Below are 19,095 nucleotides of genomic sequence, written 5' to 3'. Positions count from 1 at the left end.
GTTTGTGCTGACCGGACCGGTGACGATCGCGTCGCCGCACCGCATACTCGCGCACAGTTGGCTATGCTGCTGACAGCATGACGCTGGTTCATTTCTGAGGGATGCTCAATGTTTTACGTGCAACGCGATGCGCAAGGTCTGTTGATTCGCGTGGAAGCCGCGGCCTACGCCGAGGCCACGGAAACGCTGCCGGCCGACAGCCATGAAATCCAGGCCTGGTTCGCCAATGAAGTGGTGGAAACCAGCCTGAAACAGCTCAAGCAGAGCGACTTCGAAATGATTCGGGTACTCGACGACCTGATTCAGGTGCTGACCCAGAAGGGCGTGATCCGCGTCACCGACCTGCCGCCGGCGGCTCAGGCCAAGTTGATGGACCGGACCCAGGCGCGTGAGGCGTTGGGCGGGTTGAGCCAGTTGATCGATGAGGATGAGGGCGGGTTGATCTGATCCACCCGGTATCAAAAGCCTACCCTCACCCCAGCCCTCTCCCCGAGGGAGAGGGGGCCGACCGAGGTGTCTGGCGTCATACATCGACCTGAAAAACCGGGTCGATTATGGATTCAGCGCAAATCGCTCACGTCGGCGTATTTCCCGAATATCCCCCAATCAGTCCCCTCTCCCTGACCGAGAGGGGTCGACCGAGGAGTCTGGCGCTATACATCGACCTGAGAAATCGAGTCGATTATGGATTCAGCGCAAATCGTTCACGTCGGCGTATTACATCAATATCCCACGATCAGTCCCCTCTCCCTCTGGGAGAGGGCTAGGGTGAGGATGGCTTTTGCAATCTCACCGCCAAGGCCGAGGCTCACCAAACAACTGCCCCTGAACCCCATACAAGCCCATCTCGCGAATCACCGACAACTCCCCTTCCGTCTCGACCCGCTCGGCAATCAGCGGCAGATCAATGCTGTGCGCCGCACGCTGGATCGCCTCGATAAACAGACGCTTGTCACTCTCCTGATCAATCGCACGAATGTAACTGCCATCGATCTTCAAGTACGCCAGCCCCAGCCGCGCCAGGTTGCCGATCATGCTGAAGCGACCACCAAAGCGTTGCAGGCTCAGAGAGAAACCGAGTTCGCGCAGGCGCCGGGTCAACTGCTCCAGCACCGCTTGTTCGGGCAATTGCTCCTCGCCAATTTCCAGGGTCAAGCGCTCGCCCAGGTTGGAATGCGCGCGCAGAATCTCGAAGACTTTGTTCAGTGCCTGCGGATCAGCCAGGGTCGCCGAGGACAAGTTCAGCGCCAGCGAATCTTCGTGCCCTTTCATCTGCTCCAGCACGCGTTCGAGCATCAAGCGGTCAAGCCGTGCAGTCCAGCCGAAGCGTTCCAGCCACGGCAGGAAGCGCCCGGCCGGGATGGTCTTGCCCTGATCATCGAGCAGGCGCGAGAGCACTTTGTAATGCAGCACCAGCTGCGTGTCTGCAGCGGCAACCACTGGCTGGAAATACAGCTCGAAACGCTGCTGACTCAAGGCCTGATCGAGCAAGCGATGCCAGGCATGGTGATCGTCGCCGACATCCGCCGTCAGGCTCTGATCGATGCACGCCCAATTCTGCTCGCCCTGACCTTCAGCTTGCGCCAGCGCCTGATCGCCGAGCGTCAGTACTTGTTGCGGTGAATCACCGTGGGTGAACGGCGCCAGGCCGATCGACGCCACGGCAGCCACGTCGGTCGCCCCGGTGGCGTGCAGACTGCTCAAAGCGCTGTCGAGGTTCTGCGCCAGTTGCAGCGCTTCCTCACGAACCAGCCCCGGCGCCAGCACGGCAAACTCACCGCCACGAATACGGGTGACGAGGTTCTGGGTTTCCGGGTATTTGGCGCATTCGCGGGACAGTTGTTCGCCAACAGCCTTCAACAATTCATCGGTGCGCTGACCGCCCAAGCGCTGGTTGAGCCCGGCCAGATCCTTGACCCGCAACAGCAGCAGATAACCGGAACTGGCCTGCTCCGGGTTGCTCACCCGGTTGTGCAGCTGCATCTCGAAATAACGTCGGTTGGCCAGCCCGGTGAGATTGTCCTGATAGGACTCGGCGCGCAGTTTTTCGCTACGTTCGGCCTGCTCCTGGAACAGCGCCTTGAGCTTCTCGACCATCTGGTTCATCGCCTGCACCACGCGGCGCAATTCAGGTGTGCGCGGCAATTCCGGCAGGCTGAGGAATTCGCGACGGGCGATGGCGTGGGACTGCTTGACCATGTAATCCAGTGGCTTCAATTGCCGACGCAGTAGCAGCGCGCCAAGCACGGCACTGATCGCCCCGCAGATCAGCAGCCAGCCAAGGCTACCCAATGCGCTCTGCCACAATTTGGCCACAGCAAACATCGGATGGCTGACTACCTCGACCCGCGCCGCCTGCTCCCAGCCACGGCTGACCAGCGCGTCGCCACCGGCCGGCTCCAGCCCGATCAGCTTGACGAACCAGTCCGGCACATTGGTGACGGCCGGAATGCCGTTGCGCTCAACAATCGTCTGGTCAGTCTTCAGATCGACCACGCGGATGCTCGCGTAATAACCGCTGTCGAAAATCGAGCTGACCAGCAACTCGACCATGGCCGGGTCGTCGATATTCGGCGTCAGCGACAACGCCAGCGCCGTCGCGGCGTCCTGGGCGTGGGAACGCAACTGGTTGACGTACTGGGTGCGCGAGCTCTCCAGACTGACCATGAAGCTGCCGGTGAAGGCGACCACCAGGAACAGACAGATAGCGATCAACAGCTGTTTGAACAAAGACATCTGAGCGCATGCTCCTAGTTAGTCGTTTCGACCGGGAAACCTTCGGCCTGCATTTTCTTCAACACATCCTGCCAGCGTGACAGGCGTTTGGTATCTCCGACCTTCTTGTTGCCCTTGGCGCCTGGCAGGTACAACCCTTCAGCATTAAAAGAGTAGACCGGCAGCAAATCGGTTCGCTGCGACGCCGGCTGGATCGGATCGATCAGGCTGTCGAGCACCAGAGGCATGGCATCGGGGGTGGCATAGTAAGTCAGGACCATATGCGCGCGGTTCTGGCGCAACGCTTTGACATAAGTAATGCGCAGCTTGTCACTGGAAACCCCGAGGTGACGCAAGCTGAAATACTTGGCGATCGCATAGTCTTCGCAGTCGCCGGCGCCCTTCCACAGCGCCTCGATCGGCGTTTCCCAGTAATCGACCTCGTGCCACAGATCGATGTCTTCGACATAGCGCACCTGTTTGTTGAAGAACAGGTTCACCACTTTGAGCTTTTCCATCTCGCTGACCTGTTTCTGCGTGGCCAACAGATTCTGCCAGGCATCAATGCGCTGCTGGCCGGCACCCAGCGGCCCGTAGAGTGCCGTGGCTTTGCGGCTGATCGTGGAAAAATCCCAATCGGCATGCAGACCGCCCAGCATGACGCCGGCCAGCAGCAGTGCGCAGCCTAGCCAGCGCAGAGTCCGGGGGATCGCGAAACGTACCGCCACAGCAGGTTTCCAGGGGGCAGGAAGGAAAGCGTTTGATGGTGAAGCTTAGCCCGACAAAAAACAATGGCACCATGAGATCATACTCGGCACGCTAAACTTCAGTTGGCACAGCGATGTTTTACAAGGTTTGACAACCTGTAGAGCAATCACTAGTGTCATTTGGATCCAAACCAGGCCGACATACAGGGTGCGTAGTCGTGACACAGAAGCCCAAACCGTTGCACAGCATTAAAGTCGATGGACCGATTCCTGCTCATCTGGCCCGTTCGGTGATCGAAGAAACCCTGCGCTCAGCAATCCTCGACGGTCGTCTGCCCTGTGGCACGGCGCTGCGCCAGCAGGATCTGGCCGACCTTTTCGGTGTCAGCCGCATGCCGGTGCGCGAAGCGTTGCGCCAGCTCGAAGCCCAAGAACTGCTGAGCGTTACTACGCATAAAGGTGCAGTGGTTGCGCCATTGATTCAGGGTGATGCTACCGAAACCTACGAGCTGCGCATCCTGCTCGAATCCGAAGCCATGCGGCAATCGATTCCGCTGCTGACCGCTGCCGACCACGCACGCGCAGCCGGGTACATCGAAGAGCTCGAGGCGCAACACGACTACACGGAAATCGGCCGACTCAACCGTTTGTTCCACATGGCCCTGTACAGCAAGGCGCCCAACCAACGCTTACTGCGACTGGTTGAAGACGGGCTAAACGAAGAGGAGCGTTTTCTGCGCTTCAACCTTGAGGCCATGGGCCTGGGCAAATTGTCCCAGGACGATCATCGGGCGATGTTGCAAGCCGTGCTGGATCGCGACACTGAACTGTCGATCAAACTCCTCGAGCAGCACCTCAATCGCGGTGTCGAAGTGATTACTCGTTATCTCGCTACCCCTGCCGCGCAAAACCGCCAAGCTGCGCGCTGAGCGCGCACCGCCCCGCGAATCACCCGCTTACAAATCCCCAAGCGATCCGCCAGCCCTCTGCTGGGCGGATCCACATGTCCGCTCTAACCTCCCTGCGCCGTTCAGTCCGATATTTGCAAGTTACCGCTGATGAATCGGTCATAGCCGTGGCGCAAATTTACCCGCACTCTTGAGCCGCCACCCCATAAAGAACGGGCGACGCGCCGCCCTGCCGGCGCAGTCCCCGCACCAGGAACCTACGGAAGGAGCCTTGCCACGGGAAAAAGGAAGTCATGGCGCGGGGTCACGGCCAACTTCCGCCCCTTTTAAATCATTCAACTCTTATTACTGGAAAGTTGCTTCGAGTGAGGCATTCACTCTTCTTGAGCAATTTTGGCCGTTATTCGCCGAAAGGAGCAACTACGCCCAAATAAAACTTTATTTGAAAGTTTTATTGGAACAACTCAACTTCAAAAAACAGCTAACTTAAAATAATTAAAAATATACTTGTTAAACACTTTGTCGGTGTATTAGCTTTTCTTCGCCAAGTTTGAACTTCACCCTTCACCTCGGCAGCAGCCCAATGCCTGCGGAGCAGCAGCAGCGCTTTATGGGCAGACATGAAGTCATGTCAAAGGTATATCGATCCGCACTTACCTATCAGGAAGGAAGGCTGTCGTCCGTCGACAGAAAACAAGTAAGTCGTAATTCCATTGATTGCGCAGTTGCAGAGCAGTTCCATTTAATATCAACGATAAAGGACATCATGATGCCCACTAAGCACCAACTCACCCTGAAGAAAGCCGAACTTAGCATTCACCCGATCTTTTCCGAGATCACGTCGTTATCGGTATTGCGTCGTTTCATGGAAACCCATGTATTTGCCGTGTGGGATTTCATGTCGCTGACCAAACGCCTGCAGCAGGAACTGACCTGCACGCGTTTGCCCTGGCTACCGCCGCGTGACCCTCACGCCGCGCGGTTGATCAACGAGATCGTTCTCGGTGAAGAATCGGATGATCGCCTGACCGAGGGGCATTACAGCCATTTCGAGTTGTACTTGGATGCGATGCGCGAAATCGGCGCGAGTACCACCGCCGTAGAGCGCTTTGTCGCCCTGCAACAGGAAGGCGTGAGCTATGACGTCGCGCTGCAAAGCGTCGAGGTTGATCCGGCTGCCGCGCAGTTTGTCCGCGATACTTTGCGTACCGCCCTGCATGCTCCGGGACACAGCGTGGCGGCGGCGTTTCTGCATGGTCGCGAGAGCGTGATCCCGACCATGTTCCAGCGCATTCTTGACGACTGGGGCATCGGTATCGAACAGGCGCCGACCTTTCGCTATTACCTGGAACGGCACATCGAGGTCGACTCCGAAGACCACGGCCCGGCGGCCGAACACCTGCTCGAGCGCCTGGTCGACGGCGACCCGCAACGTGAAGCCGAGGTCTACGCCAGCGCCATTGCCGCCGTGGAAAGCCGTATCGCCTTGTGGGACGGCCTGCGCGTAAGCATGCGCGAGCCGTTGGCAGAGGTGACCCAATGAACGCTGCTGACTATCAATCCTTTGCCGACGCCTGGGAGAATCGCGCGACCATCCGCACCCGCCCGCGACGCGTACTCGAAGACGACGAACGGCTGATCTATCCGCTCAGTCGTCAGCCGCTGGTACTCAGCGAAACCTTCCTGCGCGAGTGCCCGCAACAGCGTGATTTCGCCTTGGTACAGACGCTGTACAAATTCATCAACGACGTGGTGATTTTCGAGACCGAGATCGTCGACAAGACCGCGCGCAGCATCGCCAAGAATCGCTTCGCCGTGGCCTTCCCGTTTGCCTGTCGTTACGACGCGATGACCGTGGTGGTCGACGAGGATTACCACGCCCTCGTGGCGATGGATTTCATGCAGCAAACAGTGGCGATGACCGGCATCGAACCGATTCAGCTCCCCGATGAAATCGAACTGAGCCGGGCGATTCCTGCGGCAGTAGCGCTGGCGCCAGAGCACCTGCGCAGCGCGGTCGAATTGATCTGCGTGGCCATCGCCGAAAACACCGTGACCGGTGATGTCGCGGCGTTCGCACGCGACGACACGGTCAAGCCGTCGATCAAAGGCCTGATGGCCGATCACTTGCTCGATGAAGGTCGCCATTCGAGTTTCTGGGCGCGGATGGTGCGCATCTATTGGCACACCGCCAACGCGGCGGATCGCGAAACCATCGCGCAGATTCTGCCGGTGTTCATCGGCCATTACCTGACCAACGACATCCAGAAAGCCTTCGACCTGCGCCTGATCGACGCACTGCCGGTCAGCGAGACCACCCGCCGCTCGCTCAGGGACGAGATGGCCGGGCTCGCGTTCCCGATCAATCGCCACCATCCGCTGGTGGGCAACATCGTCAAGTTCTTCCACAACAGCTCGCTGCTCGACACGCCGTGCGTGCAGCACGCGTTACGCGATTACCTGGTTTGATGAGGAGGCCGACATGAAACGTCTCGACATTTTGCTGATTGGCGCCAGCCAGGCGATGACCGACCTGGCGCAGGAACTGGAACAACACGGTCACTCATTGCAGCGCAGCGCTGCCGGTGCAGCGACGGTGGATCTGATCATCGACGATGGTTTTATCGGCGCCGGCGATTTCTGCTCGATCCCGCACCTGCATCTGCGTTTGGGTGTCGGCGTGCAGAGCCATGCCGGTTTGCCGACACTCGATTTGCTGTGTTTCCTTGGCTCGTCACTGATCAGCCGCGTGCCGATTGGCGATGAGCCGTCCGGCAATGGGCAGGCGCTGCGGCAACGGGTGCTGACGCAGGTGGTCGATGAAGTGGCGTTGCTGGTCAGCCGCTTCTCCCGTGATGCTGACTATCTGCAGCAGGCCGCGTCAGTGACTGCGCCGGATTTCGAGAGAATGGAAAACCTGCTGTTCCTCGACAGCCTGGCTTACGTCCATCGCCGCAACGACACGACCAATCTCACACTGCTGGAAGAGGCGCAGATCCCGGTGATCGAGCGCCTGCAACGAAGCTTGATCCACCACGCTGAACGCCCGGCGCTACACATCGCCGAACAGTCGATCAGCTATCGCCAACTGCACGCTCACAGTCGTGCGCTTCAGCAGCGGTTGCTGCCCTTGCTCGAGCAACAGCCAAAACCGTGGGTGGTCGGCATTTGCCTGCCAAAAAGCCCGGCGCTGTTCGCCTCGATTCTGGCGATCCTCGGCAGCGGCGCGGTGTATCTGCCGCTGGAGCCGAGTCATCCGTTACAGCGTCAGCAATACATTCTGCAAAATGCTGGCGCGCTGCTGTTGCTGCATGATGGCGAGCATCCGCTCAGCGCATCCATGGCGGGGCTGGACGTCAGCCGCATCGACAGCTCAGAGGCAGATCTCAGCCAACCGCTAATGCGCCGCCGTCCCGACCTTGATGCACCGTGCATGGCGCTCTATACCTCGGGCACCACCGGACATCCGAAAGGCGTGTTGCTCAGTCAGGCCAACCTCGCGCACTTCACCGCGTGGTACGCCGATTACGTGCAATTGCAGGCCGAGAGTCGGGTCTTGCAGTTCTCGTCGCTGAGCTTCGATTCGTCACTGATCGACATCTTCCCGACCCTGCTGGAAGGTGCCGAACTGGTGGTGCCGGACGACACGCAACGGCGCGATCCATTGCAACTGGTCGCGTTGATCCGCCGCCGACACCTGACCCACGCATTCCTGCCACCGGCGCTGTTGAGCATCCTGCCGCTGGAGCAACTGGAAGGCGTGCAAGTGATGACCGGCGGCGATGTCTGCGAGCCGTTTGTCATTGAGCAACTGACCCGTCAAGGCACACTGCACAACCTTTACGGCCCGACCGAAGCCACCGTACTGATCACCGCGCGCCAGCTCAAACCGGGCGACAGTAACCGCACCCTCGGGGCACCAATCGCCAACAGCCAAGTGCTGATTCTCGATGACGATTTGCAACCGGTGGCGGAGCACACCGTCGGCGAATTGTTCATCATCGGCCCCGGTGTTTGCCTCGGTTATCTGAACAATCCGCAGCAGACCGCCGAGCGTTATCTGACCCTGCAATTGCCGGACGGCCAAACGCTGCGCGCCTACCGCAGCGGCGACATGGCCAGGTGGGGCGAGCACGGTATCGAACTGTGCGGGCGGCGCGACAATCAGGTAAAAATCCGTGGCTTCCGGGTCGAGCCGGAAGAGATCGAGCGCTGCCTGCGCGAGAGCCAGTTGTACCGGCAAATGGCGGTGGTGATCGACAGTCAGCGGCGCATTCTCGCGTTCCTCGCACAAGCGCAATCGGACACCGCACGCGACGCGCTGAAAGCCCACGCCAGACAGTTTTTGCCGGACTACATGCAACCGGTGGCGTGGACCGAGCTGGCGAGCATGCCGTTCGCCAGCAACGGCAAAGTCGATCGCAAAGCACTGCTGGAACTGCCAGTGAGCGTGCAGGACAACGGGCCGAAATGCCTGCCGGTGAATGCCGATGAAGCGCTGTTGCTGGAGATCTGGGCGGAGTTGCTGGAGCTGCCGAGCAGCGACATTTCCACTGACGAAAGCTTCTTCAATCTTGGTGGCCACTCGATTCTGCTCTCGCGCATGTTGCTGCGTTTGCGTGAGGAGTTCGGGCGTAGCATTTCGATCAACCGCTTCATCGAACTGCCGACCATCATCAAACTGGCAACGCTGGTACGCGGCACCGATGACAGCGCCGTACTCAGCGCCCAGGCCATGGCCGACGCCGAGCGTGCACTGGAAATCGAGCCACTGCCGATCAGCCACATGGGCGATGTGCATAAAGTCATCGTAACCGGCGCCAATAGTTTTGTCGGCGTGCACATCGTTGAGGCGCTGCTCGGTTGGGGCGCCAGCGAAGTGGCGTGTCTGGTGCGCGACGGCGGCGGTAAAACTGCGGCGCAACGCTTTGCCGAGTCACTGCGTGAAAACCGCCTGGAGCATCTGGATCTGAGTCGCGTGCGGGTTTACGCGGCGGATATTACGCGCCCGCAGTTGGGCCTGAATGACGACGACTATCAGCGCCTGGATCGCGAGTTCGGCGCACTGGTGCACAATGCCGCTAACGTCAATCACGTACTCGATTACGAGTCGCTGGCGGCGGACAACGTCGAACCGATTTTCGCCCTGCTGCGCTTGTGCGAAGGGCAGAGCAAAAAGGTTTTCAACTTCGTCTCGACGCTGTCGGCTTCCAGCACGGTGGACGATGCTGGACGGGTGCTGGAACTGCCAGCCGCCACGACCCCACCGATCTACATCCGCAACGGCTACAACCTGTCGAAATGGGTCGGCGAACGCATCCTAGAACGGGCGCGGGAACGCGGTGTACGGGTCAATCTGTATCGCCCCGGCAACATTAGTTTCAACAGCCTCAGCGGTGTTTGTCAGCCGCACAAAAACCGTTTGATGCTGATGCTCAAAGGCTCGATCCAGCTCGGCCAGGTGCCGGCCTTCGCGCTGAATTTCGACCTGATGCCAGTGGACTTTCTTGCCCGCTTCATTGCCTTCCACGCCAGCCGTTATTCACCCGAACGTGCAGTGTTCAACCTGCATAACCCCGAGCCATTGAGCTGGGATGCCTACGTCGCTTCGTTCCGCGAAACCGGCAGCAAGTTCGCACTGGTCAGCGTCGCCGACTGGCAGCAGCAGCTCGGGCGTGTCGATGCCGACAACGCGCTGTTCGGCGTGCTCGGTTTCTACCTCAACGGCTTCGAAGAAGACATCGGCGACATCTCCCTGATTGGCCATGCCAACGCTGAGGCCGGCGTGCAGTTGATGGGCGCGCACTACCCACAGAAATCCCCGGCACTGCTGCGTCGTGGCTGCGATTACCTGAAAGAAATCAACTTCATCTGATCCATCAAACAGGAGCAACACCATGAGCACTCTGCAACCCGACACCCTGATCAAAAACCCGCATGGCTGCCACGTAGTGTCTTCGGTAGAAGTGCCAGCAGACGCGGCGCAGGTCTGGGCGGTGGTCGGCGATTTCGGCGGATTCGACCGTTTCATTCCGGCGCTGTCGCACATCGAAACAATCGGCGAGGGCGTGTCCTCGCTGCGCAAGAAATGCTTTAAGGATGGCAACGTGGTGGTCGAGCAACTCAACTCCCGCGATGAGCAGGCCCGAAGCATGACCTGGACGACGATTTACAACACGTTGGGGGTGGCGAATCTGTGGGCGGCGATGAATGTCGAATCGCTGGGCGCGGGTAAGTCTCGGGCGACGTGGACGATCATTGCCGAGCCGGCTTCGGGCGGTGAAGAGGCACTGCCAGGGTTCAAGGATTTTGTGCAGGGGTTTGCGGATGATGCGATGGGGAATGTGCTGAAGCTGTTTGTTTAAGGCTTGAGCTTGGCGGGGAGTTCTAGATCGCTATCGCGAGCAGGCTCACTCCTACAGTTGATCGGGTTCCTTCAGATGGAGCCCGGTTAATTTGTAGGAGTGAGCCTGCTCGCGATAAACGATAACGCGGTCTGACTTCAGGTCAGATCTTGAAGCTGTCGACCAACTGCTTCAGACGATTGGCCTGCTGCGACAACGCATCACAATCCTTCAACGTTTCATTGAGGTTGGCGACGCTCTGCTGGTTCAGCAGGTTGATCTGGTTAACGTCGACGTTGAGGGTTTCCACAACCGCGGTCTGCTCTTCAGTGGCCGCTGCCACCGATTGGTTCATGCCGTCGATTTCACCGATGCGTTGAGTCACGCTGACCAGACGCAAACCGGCCTGATTGGCCACTTCCACGCTCTGCTCGCTGGACACCTGACTGGCGTTCATCGTGGTCACCGCTTCCCGCGAACCGATCTGCAACGACGTGATCATTTTGTGGATCTCTTCCGCCGACTCCTGGGTGCGATGGGCAAGGTTTCGCACCTCGTCCGCCACCACGGCAAAACCACGTCCGGCTTCACCGGCACGCGCCGCTTCGATTGCGGCGTTAAGTGCCAGCAGGTTGGTCTGCTGCGAAATCCCTTTGATCACATCGAGGATGTGGCCGATGTTGTCGGTGCTGGCGTTCAGGGTTTCGATCTGCGTGCACGACAGGCTGATCTTCTGCGACAACTCTGTCATCGCTTGAATCGTCTGCTCGACCACCTGACGACCGTCATCAGCCTGCTCGCTGGCGCCGCTGGCGTGTTGCGAAGCATCGGCGGCGTTGCGCGCAATTTCCTGAGTGGCGGCGCCCAGCTCGTTAATAGCGGCAGCCACGCTGTTGGTGCGCGCGCTTTGTTCGTCAGAACCGACGATCGAAGCGTTGGACGACGCCATCACGCGCTGCGACAAGTCATGCACGTGGCGGGTTGCCGAGGACACTTCGGAAATCGACGCGTGAATCCGTTCAACGAACTGGTTGAATGCGCTGCCCAATTCACCGAATTCGTCTTTGCTCTCAACCACCAGACGACGGGTCAGATCGCCTTCACCCTGAGCGATGTCCTGCATCGCACGACCCATGGTGGTCAGCGGACGCATCAACACATTGATCAACAGGCTAAGCAGCAGCGCAATCGCAGCCACAGCAACAAACATCGCGATCAGCGCCGAGGTGCGGAATTGGCTGAGTGCGGCGTAGGCTTTATCGCGATCGATCGACAGACCGATGTACCACTGCGCATTCGGCAGATCGCTGACCGGGGTAAACGACAGAATACGTTCCTGACCGTTGAGCACGACGTTCTGGTTGCCCTTCTCGATGCGCACGCTGGTGTTCGGGTAGATGTCTTTCAGGTTTTTCATGACCTGATCTTTGTCCGGGCTGACGATCACCTGACCGTCGGCGCTGACCAGAAACGCATGGCCAAGGCCACCGAAGTCCACCGAGTTGATGATCTTCACCAGGGTTTCCAGGCTCAGGTCACCACCGACGACGCCGAGCAGTTCGCCGTTCTTTTTCACCGGCATGGCGATGGTTACCACCAAGCCACCGACGGCCGCCATGTACGGCGGCGTCAGCATGGTTTTGTCGGCAGCGACTGCTTGCTTGTACCAAGGGCGCTGACGCGGGTCATAGCCGTCCGGCATCTTCGCGTCAGGGCGCTGGGTGAATACACCGTTGGCCTGACCGACATAGGTGAACTGGAAGTTCGAGGTGAACGCTGGTTGATCGACCAGGCCCGGGAAATCCGCGTCCTTGCCCTGATGGGCAACGTTCTGCGCGAGGTTTTCCAGCACCAGAATCCGCCCGCTCATCCAGTTCTGCACGCTGCTGGCGGTCAGATCACCGGCCTGCTGCACGGAAGACTGGAGGTTCTGGCGAATGGTGTTTCGCTGCAGATAGTCGTTGTAGAGGGTGAACAGCGCGAACGCCAGGACCACGACGCCCGAGGCGGCCAACAGGATTTTATGGCTGAACTTGAGATTCATTTCATGGGACTTCTTATGCCAAAAGTGGGGATGCGTTCCGGATGCAACATTCCATGTACAGTGCAGGCAGCGTTCTACTAGCCGCTCTACTTTGGTGCACGCATGTCTCACCAGTCTGTCGGCACGTGTCGGAGAAATCTTAGGGCCACACAGGAAATGGATGGTATTTCTGCCAGATTCCCGCCCAACGGCGTGCCAGAGCGTTCGTCACGGTGTTTTTCAGGAGCAATGTTGGAGCGGCAATTGCAAATTCTGGTTGTGATTTCATGGTACGGACGGGCGCTTGTCAGGGCAGGAGATTGCTGGGCAGGGGACGTTGGGAGAGCAGTTTTACCGGTTGCAGGTGCCGTTACATGGAGGTCGAATCATTGGTGTTAAGGGGTAAGTGATGATCACGGTGCTAGCCGCTTTGATTGCAGACTTGTCGGGGACTGGCGTCTACATCTGGTGGCGCAAATGGCAGGCCCGACGTATCAGCAAGACACGTAAAGCTTTCTGATCATCGGTTTTGCAGGCCCTGAAATGACAAAACCCCTGTCTGCGTTAGCAGACAGGGGTTTCGGAATTTAATCTTGACGATGACCTACTCTCACATGGGGAAACCCCACACTACCATCGGCGATGCATCGTTTCACTGCTGAGTTCGGGATGGGATCAGGTGGTTCCAACGCTCTATGGTCGTCAAGAAATTCTTTATCTGGCCCGTCAACACGGTAACGAGCCAGCAAAAACAGTTACTTCTACTAAAACAAAACACCAACTGCTTTCGCAATTGGGGTTTCGGAATTTAATCTTGACGATGACCTACTCTCACATGGGGAAACCCCACACTACCATCGGCGATGCATCGTTTCACTGCTGAGTTCGGGATGGGATCAGGTGGTTCCAACGCTCTATGGTCGTCAAGAAATTCGGGTACTGACTCGTGGCCTTGTGGCCTCGCTTCAGCAAATTGGGTATGTGATAGCTTTCGGTGTTTGTGAACATCGAACTTTCGGTTCGTTTCGTCTTCACACACCGCAATCTGGTCTCTTCGACGCAAATTGCTTGGGTGTTATATGGTCAAGCCTCACGGGCAATTAGTATTGGTTAGCTCAACGCCTCACAGCGCTTACACACCCAACCTATCAACGTCGTAGTCTTCGACGGCCCTTCAGGGAACTCAAGGTTCCAGTGAGATCTCATCTTGAGGCAAGTTTCCCGCTTAGATGCTTTCAGCGGTTATCTTTCCCGAACATAGCTACCCGGCAATGCCACTGGCGTGACAACCGGAACACCAGAGGTTCGTCCACTCCGGTCCTCTCGTACTAGGAGCAGCCCCTCTCAAATCTCAAACGTCCACGGCAGATAGGGACCGAACTGTCTCACGACGTTCTAAACCCAGCTCGCGTACCACTTTAAATGGCGAACAGCCATACCCTTGGGACCGGCTTCAGCCCCAGGATGTGATGAGCCGACATCGAGGTGCCAAACACCGCCGTCGATATGAACTCTTGGGCGGTATCAGCCTGTTATCCCCGGAGTACCTTTTATCCGTTGAGCGATGGCCCTTCCATACAGAACCACCGGATCACTAAGACCTACTTTCGTACCTGCTCGACGTGTCTGTCTCGCAGTCAAGCGCGCTTTTGCCTTTATACTCTACGACCGATTTCCGACCGGTCTGAGCGCACCTTCGTACTCCTCCGTTACTCTTTAGGAGGAGACCGCCCCAGTCAAACTACCCACCATACACTGTCCTCGATCCGGATAACGGACCTGAGTTAGAACCTCAAAGTTGCCAGGGTGGTATTTCAAGGATGGCTCCACGCGAACTGGCGTCCACGCTTCAAAGCCTCCCACCTATCCTACACAAGCAAATTCAAAGTCCAGTGCAAAGCTATAGTAAAGGTTCACGGGGTCTTTCCGTCTAGCCGCGGATACACTGCATCTTCACAGCGATTTCAATTTCACTGAGTCTCGGGTGGAGACAGCGCCGCCATCGTTACGCCATTCGTGCAGGTCGGAACTTACCCGACAAGGAATTTCGCTACCTTAGGACCGTTATAGTTACGGCCGCCGTTTACCGGGGCTTCGATCAAGAGCTTCGCGTTAGCTAACCCCATCAATTAACCTTCCGGCACCGGGCAGGCGTCACACCCTATACGTCCACTTTCGTGTTTGCAGAGTGCTGTGTTTTTAATAAACAGTCGCAGCGGCCTGGTATCTTCGACCGGCATGAGCTTACGGAGCAAGTCCTTCACCCTCACCGGCGCACCTTCTCCCGAAGTTACGGTGCCATTTTGCCTAGTTCCTTCACCCGAGTTCTCTCAAGCGCCTTGGTATTCTCTACCCAACCACCTGTGTCGGTTTGGGGTACGGTTCCTGGTTACCTGAAGCTTAGAAGCTTTTCTTGGAAGCATGGCATCAACCACTTCGTGTTCTAAAAGAACACTCGTCATCAGCTCTCGGCCTTAAGATCCCGGATTTACCTAAGATCTCAGCCTACCACCTTAAACTTGGACAACCAACGCCAAGCTGGCCTAGCCTTCTCCGTCCCTCCATCGCAATAACCAGAAGTACAGGAATATTAACCTGTTTTCCATCGACTACGCTTTTCAGCCTCGCCTTAGGGACCGACTAACCCTGCGTCGATTAACGTTGCGCAGGAAACCTTGGTCTTTCGGCGTGGGTGTTTTTCACACCCATTGTCGTTACTCATGTCAGCATTCGCACTTCTGATACCTCCAGCAAGCTTCTCAACTCACCTTCACAGGCTTACAGAACGCTCCTCTACCGCATCATCCGAAGATGATACCCGTAGCTTCGGTGTATGGTTTGAGCCCCGTTACATCTTCCGCGCAGGCCGACTCGACTAGTGAGCTATTACGCTTTCTTTAAAGGGTGGCTGCTTCTAAGCCAACCTCCTAGCTGTCTAAGCCTTCCCACATCGTTTCCCACTTAACCATAACTTTGGGACCTTAGCTGACGGTCTGGGTTGTTTCCCTTTTCACGACGGACGTTAGCACCCGCCGTGTGTCTCCCATGCTCGGCACTTGTAGGTATTCGGAGTTTGCATCGGTTTGGTAAGTCGGGATGACCCCCTAGCCGAAACAGTGCTCTACCCCCTACAGTGATACATGAGGCGCTACCTAAATAGCTTTCGAGGAGAACCAGCTATCTCCGAGCTTGATTAGCCTTTCACTCCGATCCACAGGTCATCCGCTAACTTTTCAACGGTAGTCGGTTCGGTCCTCCAGTTAGTGTTACCCAACCTTCAACCTGCCCATGGATAGATCGCCCGGTTTCGGGTCTATTCCCAGCGACTAGACGCCCTATTAAGACTCGCTTTCGCTACGCCTCCCCTATTCGGTTAAGCTCGCCACTGAAAATAAGTCGCTGACCCATTATACAAAAGGTACGCAGTCACAGAACAAAGTCTGCTCCCACTGCTTGTACGCATACGGTTTCAGGATCTATTTCACTCCCCTCTCCGGGGTTCTTTTCGCCTTTCCCTCACGGTACTAGTTCACTATCGGTCAGTCAGTAGTATTTAGCCTTGGAGGATGGTCCCCCCATATTCAGACAAAGTTTCTCGTGCTCCGTCCTACTCGATTTCATGACTAAGAGATTTTCGCGTACAGGGCTATCACCCACTATGGCCGCACTTTCCAGAGCGTTCCGCTAATCTCAAAGCCACTTAAGGGCTAGTCCCCGTTCGCTCGCCACTACTAAGGGAATCTCGGTTGATTTCTTTTCCTCAGGGTACTTAGATGTTTCAGTTCCCCTGGTTCGCCTCTTGCACCTATGTATTCAGTACAAGATAACCATCTTATGATGGCTGGGTTCCCCCATTCAGACATCTCCGGATCAAAGTCTGTTTGCCGACTCCCCGAAGCTTTTCGCAGGCTACCACGTCTTTCATCGCCTCTGACTGCCAAGGCATCCACCGTATGCGCTTCTTCACTTGACCATATAACCCCAAGCAATCTGGTTATACTGTGAAGACGACATTCGCCGAAAATTCGAATTTCTCAACTAAGAGAACTCACAAATTTTACCTTAGCCTGATCCGTTACCAGTGAAAGTAACGTTCAGTCTATCTTTCTATCACATACCCAAATTTTTAAAGAACGAACTAGTCAAAGACTAGAAATCAACATTCACCATCATCATGATGGAATGCTCATTTCTAAGCTTTATACAAGAGAAGCAGTAGTGGTGGAGCCAAACGGGATCGAACCGTTGACCTCCTGCGTGCAAGGCAGGCGCTCTCCCAGCTGAGCTATGGCCCCGTATTTCTACAGGCGTTTCCCACACAAAATTGGTGGGTCTGGGCAGATTCGAACTGCCGACCTCACCCTTATCAGGGGTGCGCTCTAACCAACTGAGCTACAGACCCAATTTCGAGCTACTAAGGCCGACCTCACCCTGCTCTTAACCACAAAGCATGGGGTACGCTCTAACCAACTCAGCTACAAACCGATACAGGCTGCTTCTTTCGTCTTCTTCAATGAATCAAGCAATTCGTGTGGGAACTTATGGAGCAGCTGATGTCGTCGATTAAGGAGGTGATCCAGCCGCAGGTTCCCCTACGGCTACCTTGTTACGACTTCACCCCAGTCATGAATCACACCGTGGTAACCGTCCTCCCGAAGGTTAGACTAGCTACTTCTGGTGCAACCCACTCCCATGGTGTGACGGGCGGTGTGTACAAGGCCCGGGAACGTATTCACCGTGACATTCTGATTCACGATTACTAGCGATTCCGACTTCACGCAGTCGAGTTGCAGACTGCGATCCGGACTACGATCGGTTTTATGGGATTAGCTCCACCTCGCGGCTTGGCAACCCTTTGTACCGACCATTGTAGCACGTGTGTAGCCCAGGCCGTAAGGGCCATGATGACTTGACGTCATCCCCACCTTCCTCCGGTTTGTCACCGGCAGTCTCCTTAGAGTGCCCACCATTACGTGCTGGTAACTAAGGACAAGGGTTGCGCTCGTTACGGGACTTAACCCAACATCTCACGACACGAGCTGACGACAGCCATGCAGCACCTGTCTCAATGTTCCCGAAGGCACCAATCCATCTCTGGAAAGTTCATTGGATGTCAAGGCCTGGTAAGGTTCTTCGCGTTGCTTCGAATTAAACCACATGCTCCACCGCTTGTGCGGGCCCCCGTCAATTCATTTGAGTTTTAACCTTGCGGCCGTACTCCCCAGGCGGTCAACTTAATGCGTTAGCTGCGCCACTAAGAGCTCAAGGCTCCCAACGGCTAGTTGACATCGTTTACGGCGTGGACTACCAGGGTATCTAATCCTGTTTGCTCCCCACGCTTTCGCACCTCAGTGTCAGTATCAGTCCAGGTGGTCGCCTTCGCCACTGGTGTTCCTTCCTATATCTACGCATTTCACCGCTACACAGGAAATTCCACCACCCTCTACCATACTCTAGCTCGACAGTTTTGAATGCAGTTCCCAGGTTGAGCCCGGGGATTTCACATCCAACTTAACGAACCACCTACGCGCGCTTTACGCCCAGTAATTCCGATTAACGCTTGCACCCTCTGTATTACCGCGGCTGCTGGCACAGAGTTAGCCGGTGCTTATTCTGTCGGTAACGTCAAAACAGCAAAGTATTAATTTACTGCCCTTCCTCCCAACTTAAAGTGCTTTACAATCCGAAGACCTTCTTCACACACGCGGCATGGCTGGATCAGGCTTTCGCCCATTGTCCAATATTCCCCACTGCTGCCTCCCGTAGGAGTCTGGACCGTGTCTCAGTTCCAGTGTGACTGATCATCCTCTCAGACCAGTTACGGATCGTCGCCTTGGTGAGCCATTACCTCACCAACTAGCTAATCCGACCTAGGCTCATCTGATAGCGCAAGGCCCGAAGGTCCCCTGCTTTCTCCCGTAGGACGTATGCGGTATTAGCGTTCCTTTCGAAACGTTGTCCCCCACTACCAGGCAGATTCCTAGGCATTACTCACCCGTCCGCCGCTGAATCCAGGAGCAAGCTCCTCTCATCCGCTCGACTTGCATGTGTTAGGCCTGCCGCCAGCGTTCAATCTGAGCCATGATCAAACTCTTCAGTTCAAACATCTTTGGGTTTTTAAGAAACCCTAAACTTGGCTCAGCAATCGTTGGTTACATCTTTGATTTCTCGCGGAGTAACTTGTGATGCTGATAATCTTGTTGACTATCAGTCTGACTCCACAAGCACCCACACGAATTGCTTGATTCAGTTGTTAAAGAGCGGTTGGTTAAGATCTTTCGTCTCAACCGAGGCGCGCATTCTACAGCAGCCTCATTTGCTGTCAAGTGATTATTTTCAGAAGTTTTCGAAGAATTCTTCAACAACTTCAACCACTTGCGCTTCCGATCTCTCGTCAG

At 56.5% G+C, this 19,095-nt stretch carries 9 protein-coding genes, 2 tRNA genes, 4 rRNA genes and 1 pseudogene; 7 read left to right on the top strand and 9 right to left on the bottom strand.

Annotated features, from left to right (window positions below; all coding sequences use genetic code 11):
- The first annotated feature begins 108 nt into the window (after positions 1–108).
- Entirely contained in the window at positions 109–447 is a 339-nt protein-coding gene (locus tag ACOYXH_RS26220; protein ID WP_007918987.1) for a hypothetical protein, read from the top strand.
- A 342-nt stretch (positions 448–789) separates the two neighbouring features.
- Here ACOYXH_RS26220 and lapD read toward each other — a convergent pair whose 3' ends face one another.
- Both lapD and lapG read right to left on the bottom strand, forming a co-directional pair.
- Positions 790–2,736, bottom strand: a complete 1,947-nt coding sequence (gene lapD, locus ACOYXH_RS26215; protein ID WP_095051123.1) for a cyclic di-GMP receptor LapD — start codon at positions 2,734–2,736, stop codon at positions 790–792.
- A gap of 14 nt (positions 2,737–2,750) precedes the next feature.
- Positions 2,751–3,443, bottom strand: coding sequence for a cysteine protease LapG (gene lapG / locus ACOYXH_RS26210; RefSeq protein WP_095113878.1), 693 nt, complete (start codon positions 3,441–3,443; stop codon positions 2,751–2,753).
- A 197-nt stretch (positions 3,444–3,640) separates the two neighbouring features.
- On the opposite strand from lapG, the gene ACOYXH_RS26205 reads away from it, so the two are divergent.
- The 5 genes from ACOYXH_RS26205 to ACOYXH_RS26185 all read left to right on the top strand — a co-directional run bounded on the left by ACOYXH_RS26205 (position 3,641) and on the right by ACOYXH_RS26185 (position 10,695).
- Positions 3,641–4,351: a GntR family transcriptional regulator gene (locus ACOYXH_RS26205; RefSeq protein ID WP_095126616.1), complete on the top strand. Its 711-nt coding sequence runs from the start codon at positions 3,641–3,643 to the stop codon at positions 4,349–4,351.
- 745 nt (positions 4,352–5,096) lie between these two features.
- Entirely contained in the window at positions 5,097–5,873 is a 777-nt protein-coding gene (locus tag ACOYXH_RS26200) for a DUF3050 domain-containing protein (protein WP_095051121.1), read from the top strand.
- Positions 5,870–6,799 (top strand): diiron oxygenase, encoded by a 930-nt coding sequence (locus ACOYXH_RS26195; protein ID WP_095126617.1) that lies wholly within the window; start codon positions 5,870–5,872, stop codon positions 6,797–6,799. The genes ACOYXH_RS26200 and ACOYXH_RS26195 overlap by 4 nt, the downstream gene beginning before the upstream one ends.
- A 13-nt stretch (positions 6,800–6,812) precedes the next feature.
- Entirely contained in the window at positions 6,813–10,205 is a 3,393-nt protein-coding gene (locus tag ACOYXH_RS26190) for an amino acid adenylation domain-containing protein (RefSeq protein ID WP_320413712.1), read from the top strand.
- Positions 10,206–10,227: 22 nt separating this feature from the next.
- On the top strand, positions 10,228–10,695 hold the full coding sequence (locus ACOYXH_RS26185; protein ID WP_095051118.1) for an SRPBCC family protein: 468 nt from the start codon (positions 10,228–10,230) through the stop codon (positions 10,693–10,695).
- Positions 10,696–10,837: 142 nt separating this feature from the next.
- Here the strand turns inward: ACOYXH_RS26185 and ACOYXH_RS26180 are convergent, their stop codons facing one another.
- Positions 10,838–12,718 carry a methyl-accepting chemotaxis protein gene (locus ACOYXH_RS26180; RefSeq protein ID WP_095051117.1) on the bottom strand — a complete coding sequence of 627 codons (1,881 nt, stop codon included), beginning with the start codon at positions 12,716–12,718 and terminating at the stop codon, positions 10,838–10,840.
- A 262-nt stretch (positions 12,719–12,980) separates the two neighbouring features.
- On the opposite strand from ACOYXH_RS26180, the pseudogene ACOYXH_RS26175 reads away from it, so the two are divergent.
- Positions 12,981–13,217, top strand: a pseudogene (locus ACOYXH_RS26175) (PepSY domain-containing protein); the annotation flags it as partial.
- Between the two features lie 71 nt (positions 13,218–13,288).
- Here the strand turns inward: ACOYXH_RS26175 and rrf (ACOYXH_RS26170) are convergent.
- From rrf (ACOYXH_RS26170) to ACOYXH_RS26145, 6 genes are all read right to left on the bottom strand, one after another.
- Positions 13,289–13,404: ribosomal RNA gene (gene rrf, locus ACOYXH_RS26170) — 5S ribosomal RNA — on the bottom strand.
- Between the two features lie 105 nt (positions 13,405–13,509).
- A 5S ribosomal RNA gene (gene rrf, locus ACOYXH_RS26165) occupies positions 13,510–13,625 on the bottom strand.
- A gap of 151 nt (positions 13,626–13,776) precedes the next feature.
- Positions 13,777–16,670, bottom strand: a 23S ribosomal RNA gene (locus tag ACOYXH_RS26160).
- A gap of 246 nt (positions 16,671–16,916) precedes the next feature.
- Positions 16,917–16,992, bottom strand: a tRNA-Ala gene (locus ACOYXH_RS26155).
- A 30-nt stretch (positions 16,993–17,022) separates the two neighbouring features.
- Positions 17,023–17,099 (bottom strand) — tRNA-Ile (locus ACOYXH_RS26150).
- Positions 17,100–17,261: 162 nt separating this feature from the next.
- Positions 17,262–18,798: ribosomal RNA gene (locus ACOYXH_RS26145) — 16S ribosomal RNA — on the bottom strand.
- Together the 16S, 23S and 5S rRNA genes with 2 tRNA genes alongside form the textbook arrangement of a ribosomal RNA operon.
- Between the last annotated feature and the right edge of the window lie 297 nt (positions 18,799–19,095).

The organism is Pseudomonas sp. Mb7, assembly GCF_054790525.1.
This window is presented reverse-complemented; position numbering and strand designations above follow the sequence as displayed.

Excerpts from the sequence above, each read along its gene's own strand:
- ACOYXH_RS26220 (WP_007918987.1), top strand. The coding sequence starts at position 109 with ATGTTTTACGTGCAACGCGATGCGCAAGGTCTGTTGATTCGCGTGGAA.
- lapD (WP_095051123.1), bottom strand. The coding sequence starts at position 2,736 with ATGTCTTTGTTCAAACAGCTGTTGATCGCTATCTGTCTGTTCCTGGTG.
- ACOYXH_RS26200 (WP_095051121.1), top strand. The coding sequence starts at position 5,097 with ATGATGCCCACTAAGCACCAACTCACCCTGAAGAAAGCCGAACTTAGC.
- ACOYXH_RS26195 (WP_095126617.1), top strand. The coding sequence starts at position 5,870 with ATGAACGCTGCTGACTATCAATCCTTTGCCGACGCCTGGGAGAATCGC.
- ACOYXH_RS26190 (WP_320413712.1), top strand. The coding sequence starts at position 6,813 with ATGAAACGTCTCGACATTTTGCTGATTGGCGCCAGCCAGGCGATGACC.
- ACOYXH_RS26185 (WP_095051118.1), top strand. The coding sequence starts at position 10,228 with ATGAGCACTCTGCAACCCGACACCCTGATCAAAAACCCGCATGGCTGC.
- ACOYXH_RS26180 (WP_095051117.1), bottom strand. The coding sequence starts at position 12,718 with ATGAATCTCAAGTTCAGCCATAAAATCCTGTTGGCCGCCTCGGGCGTC.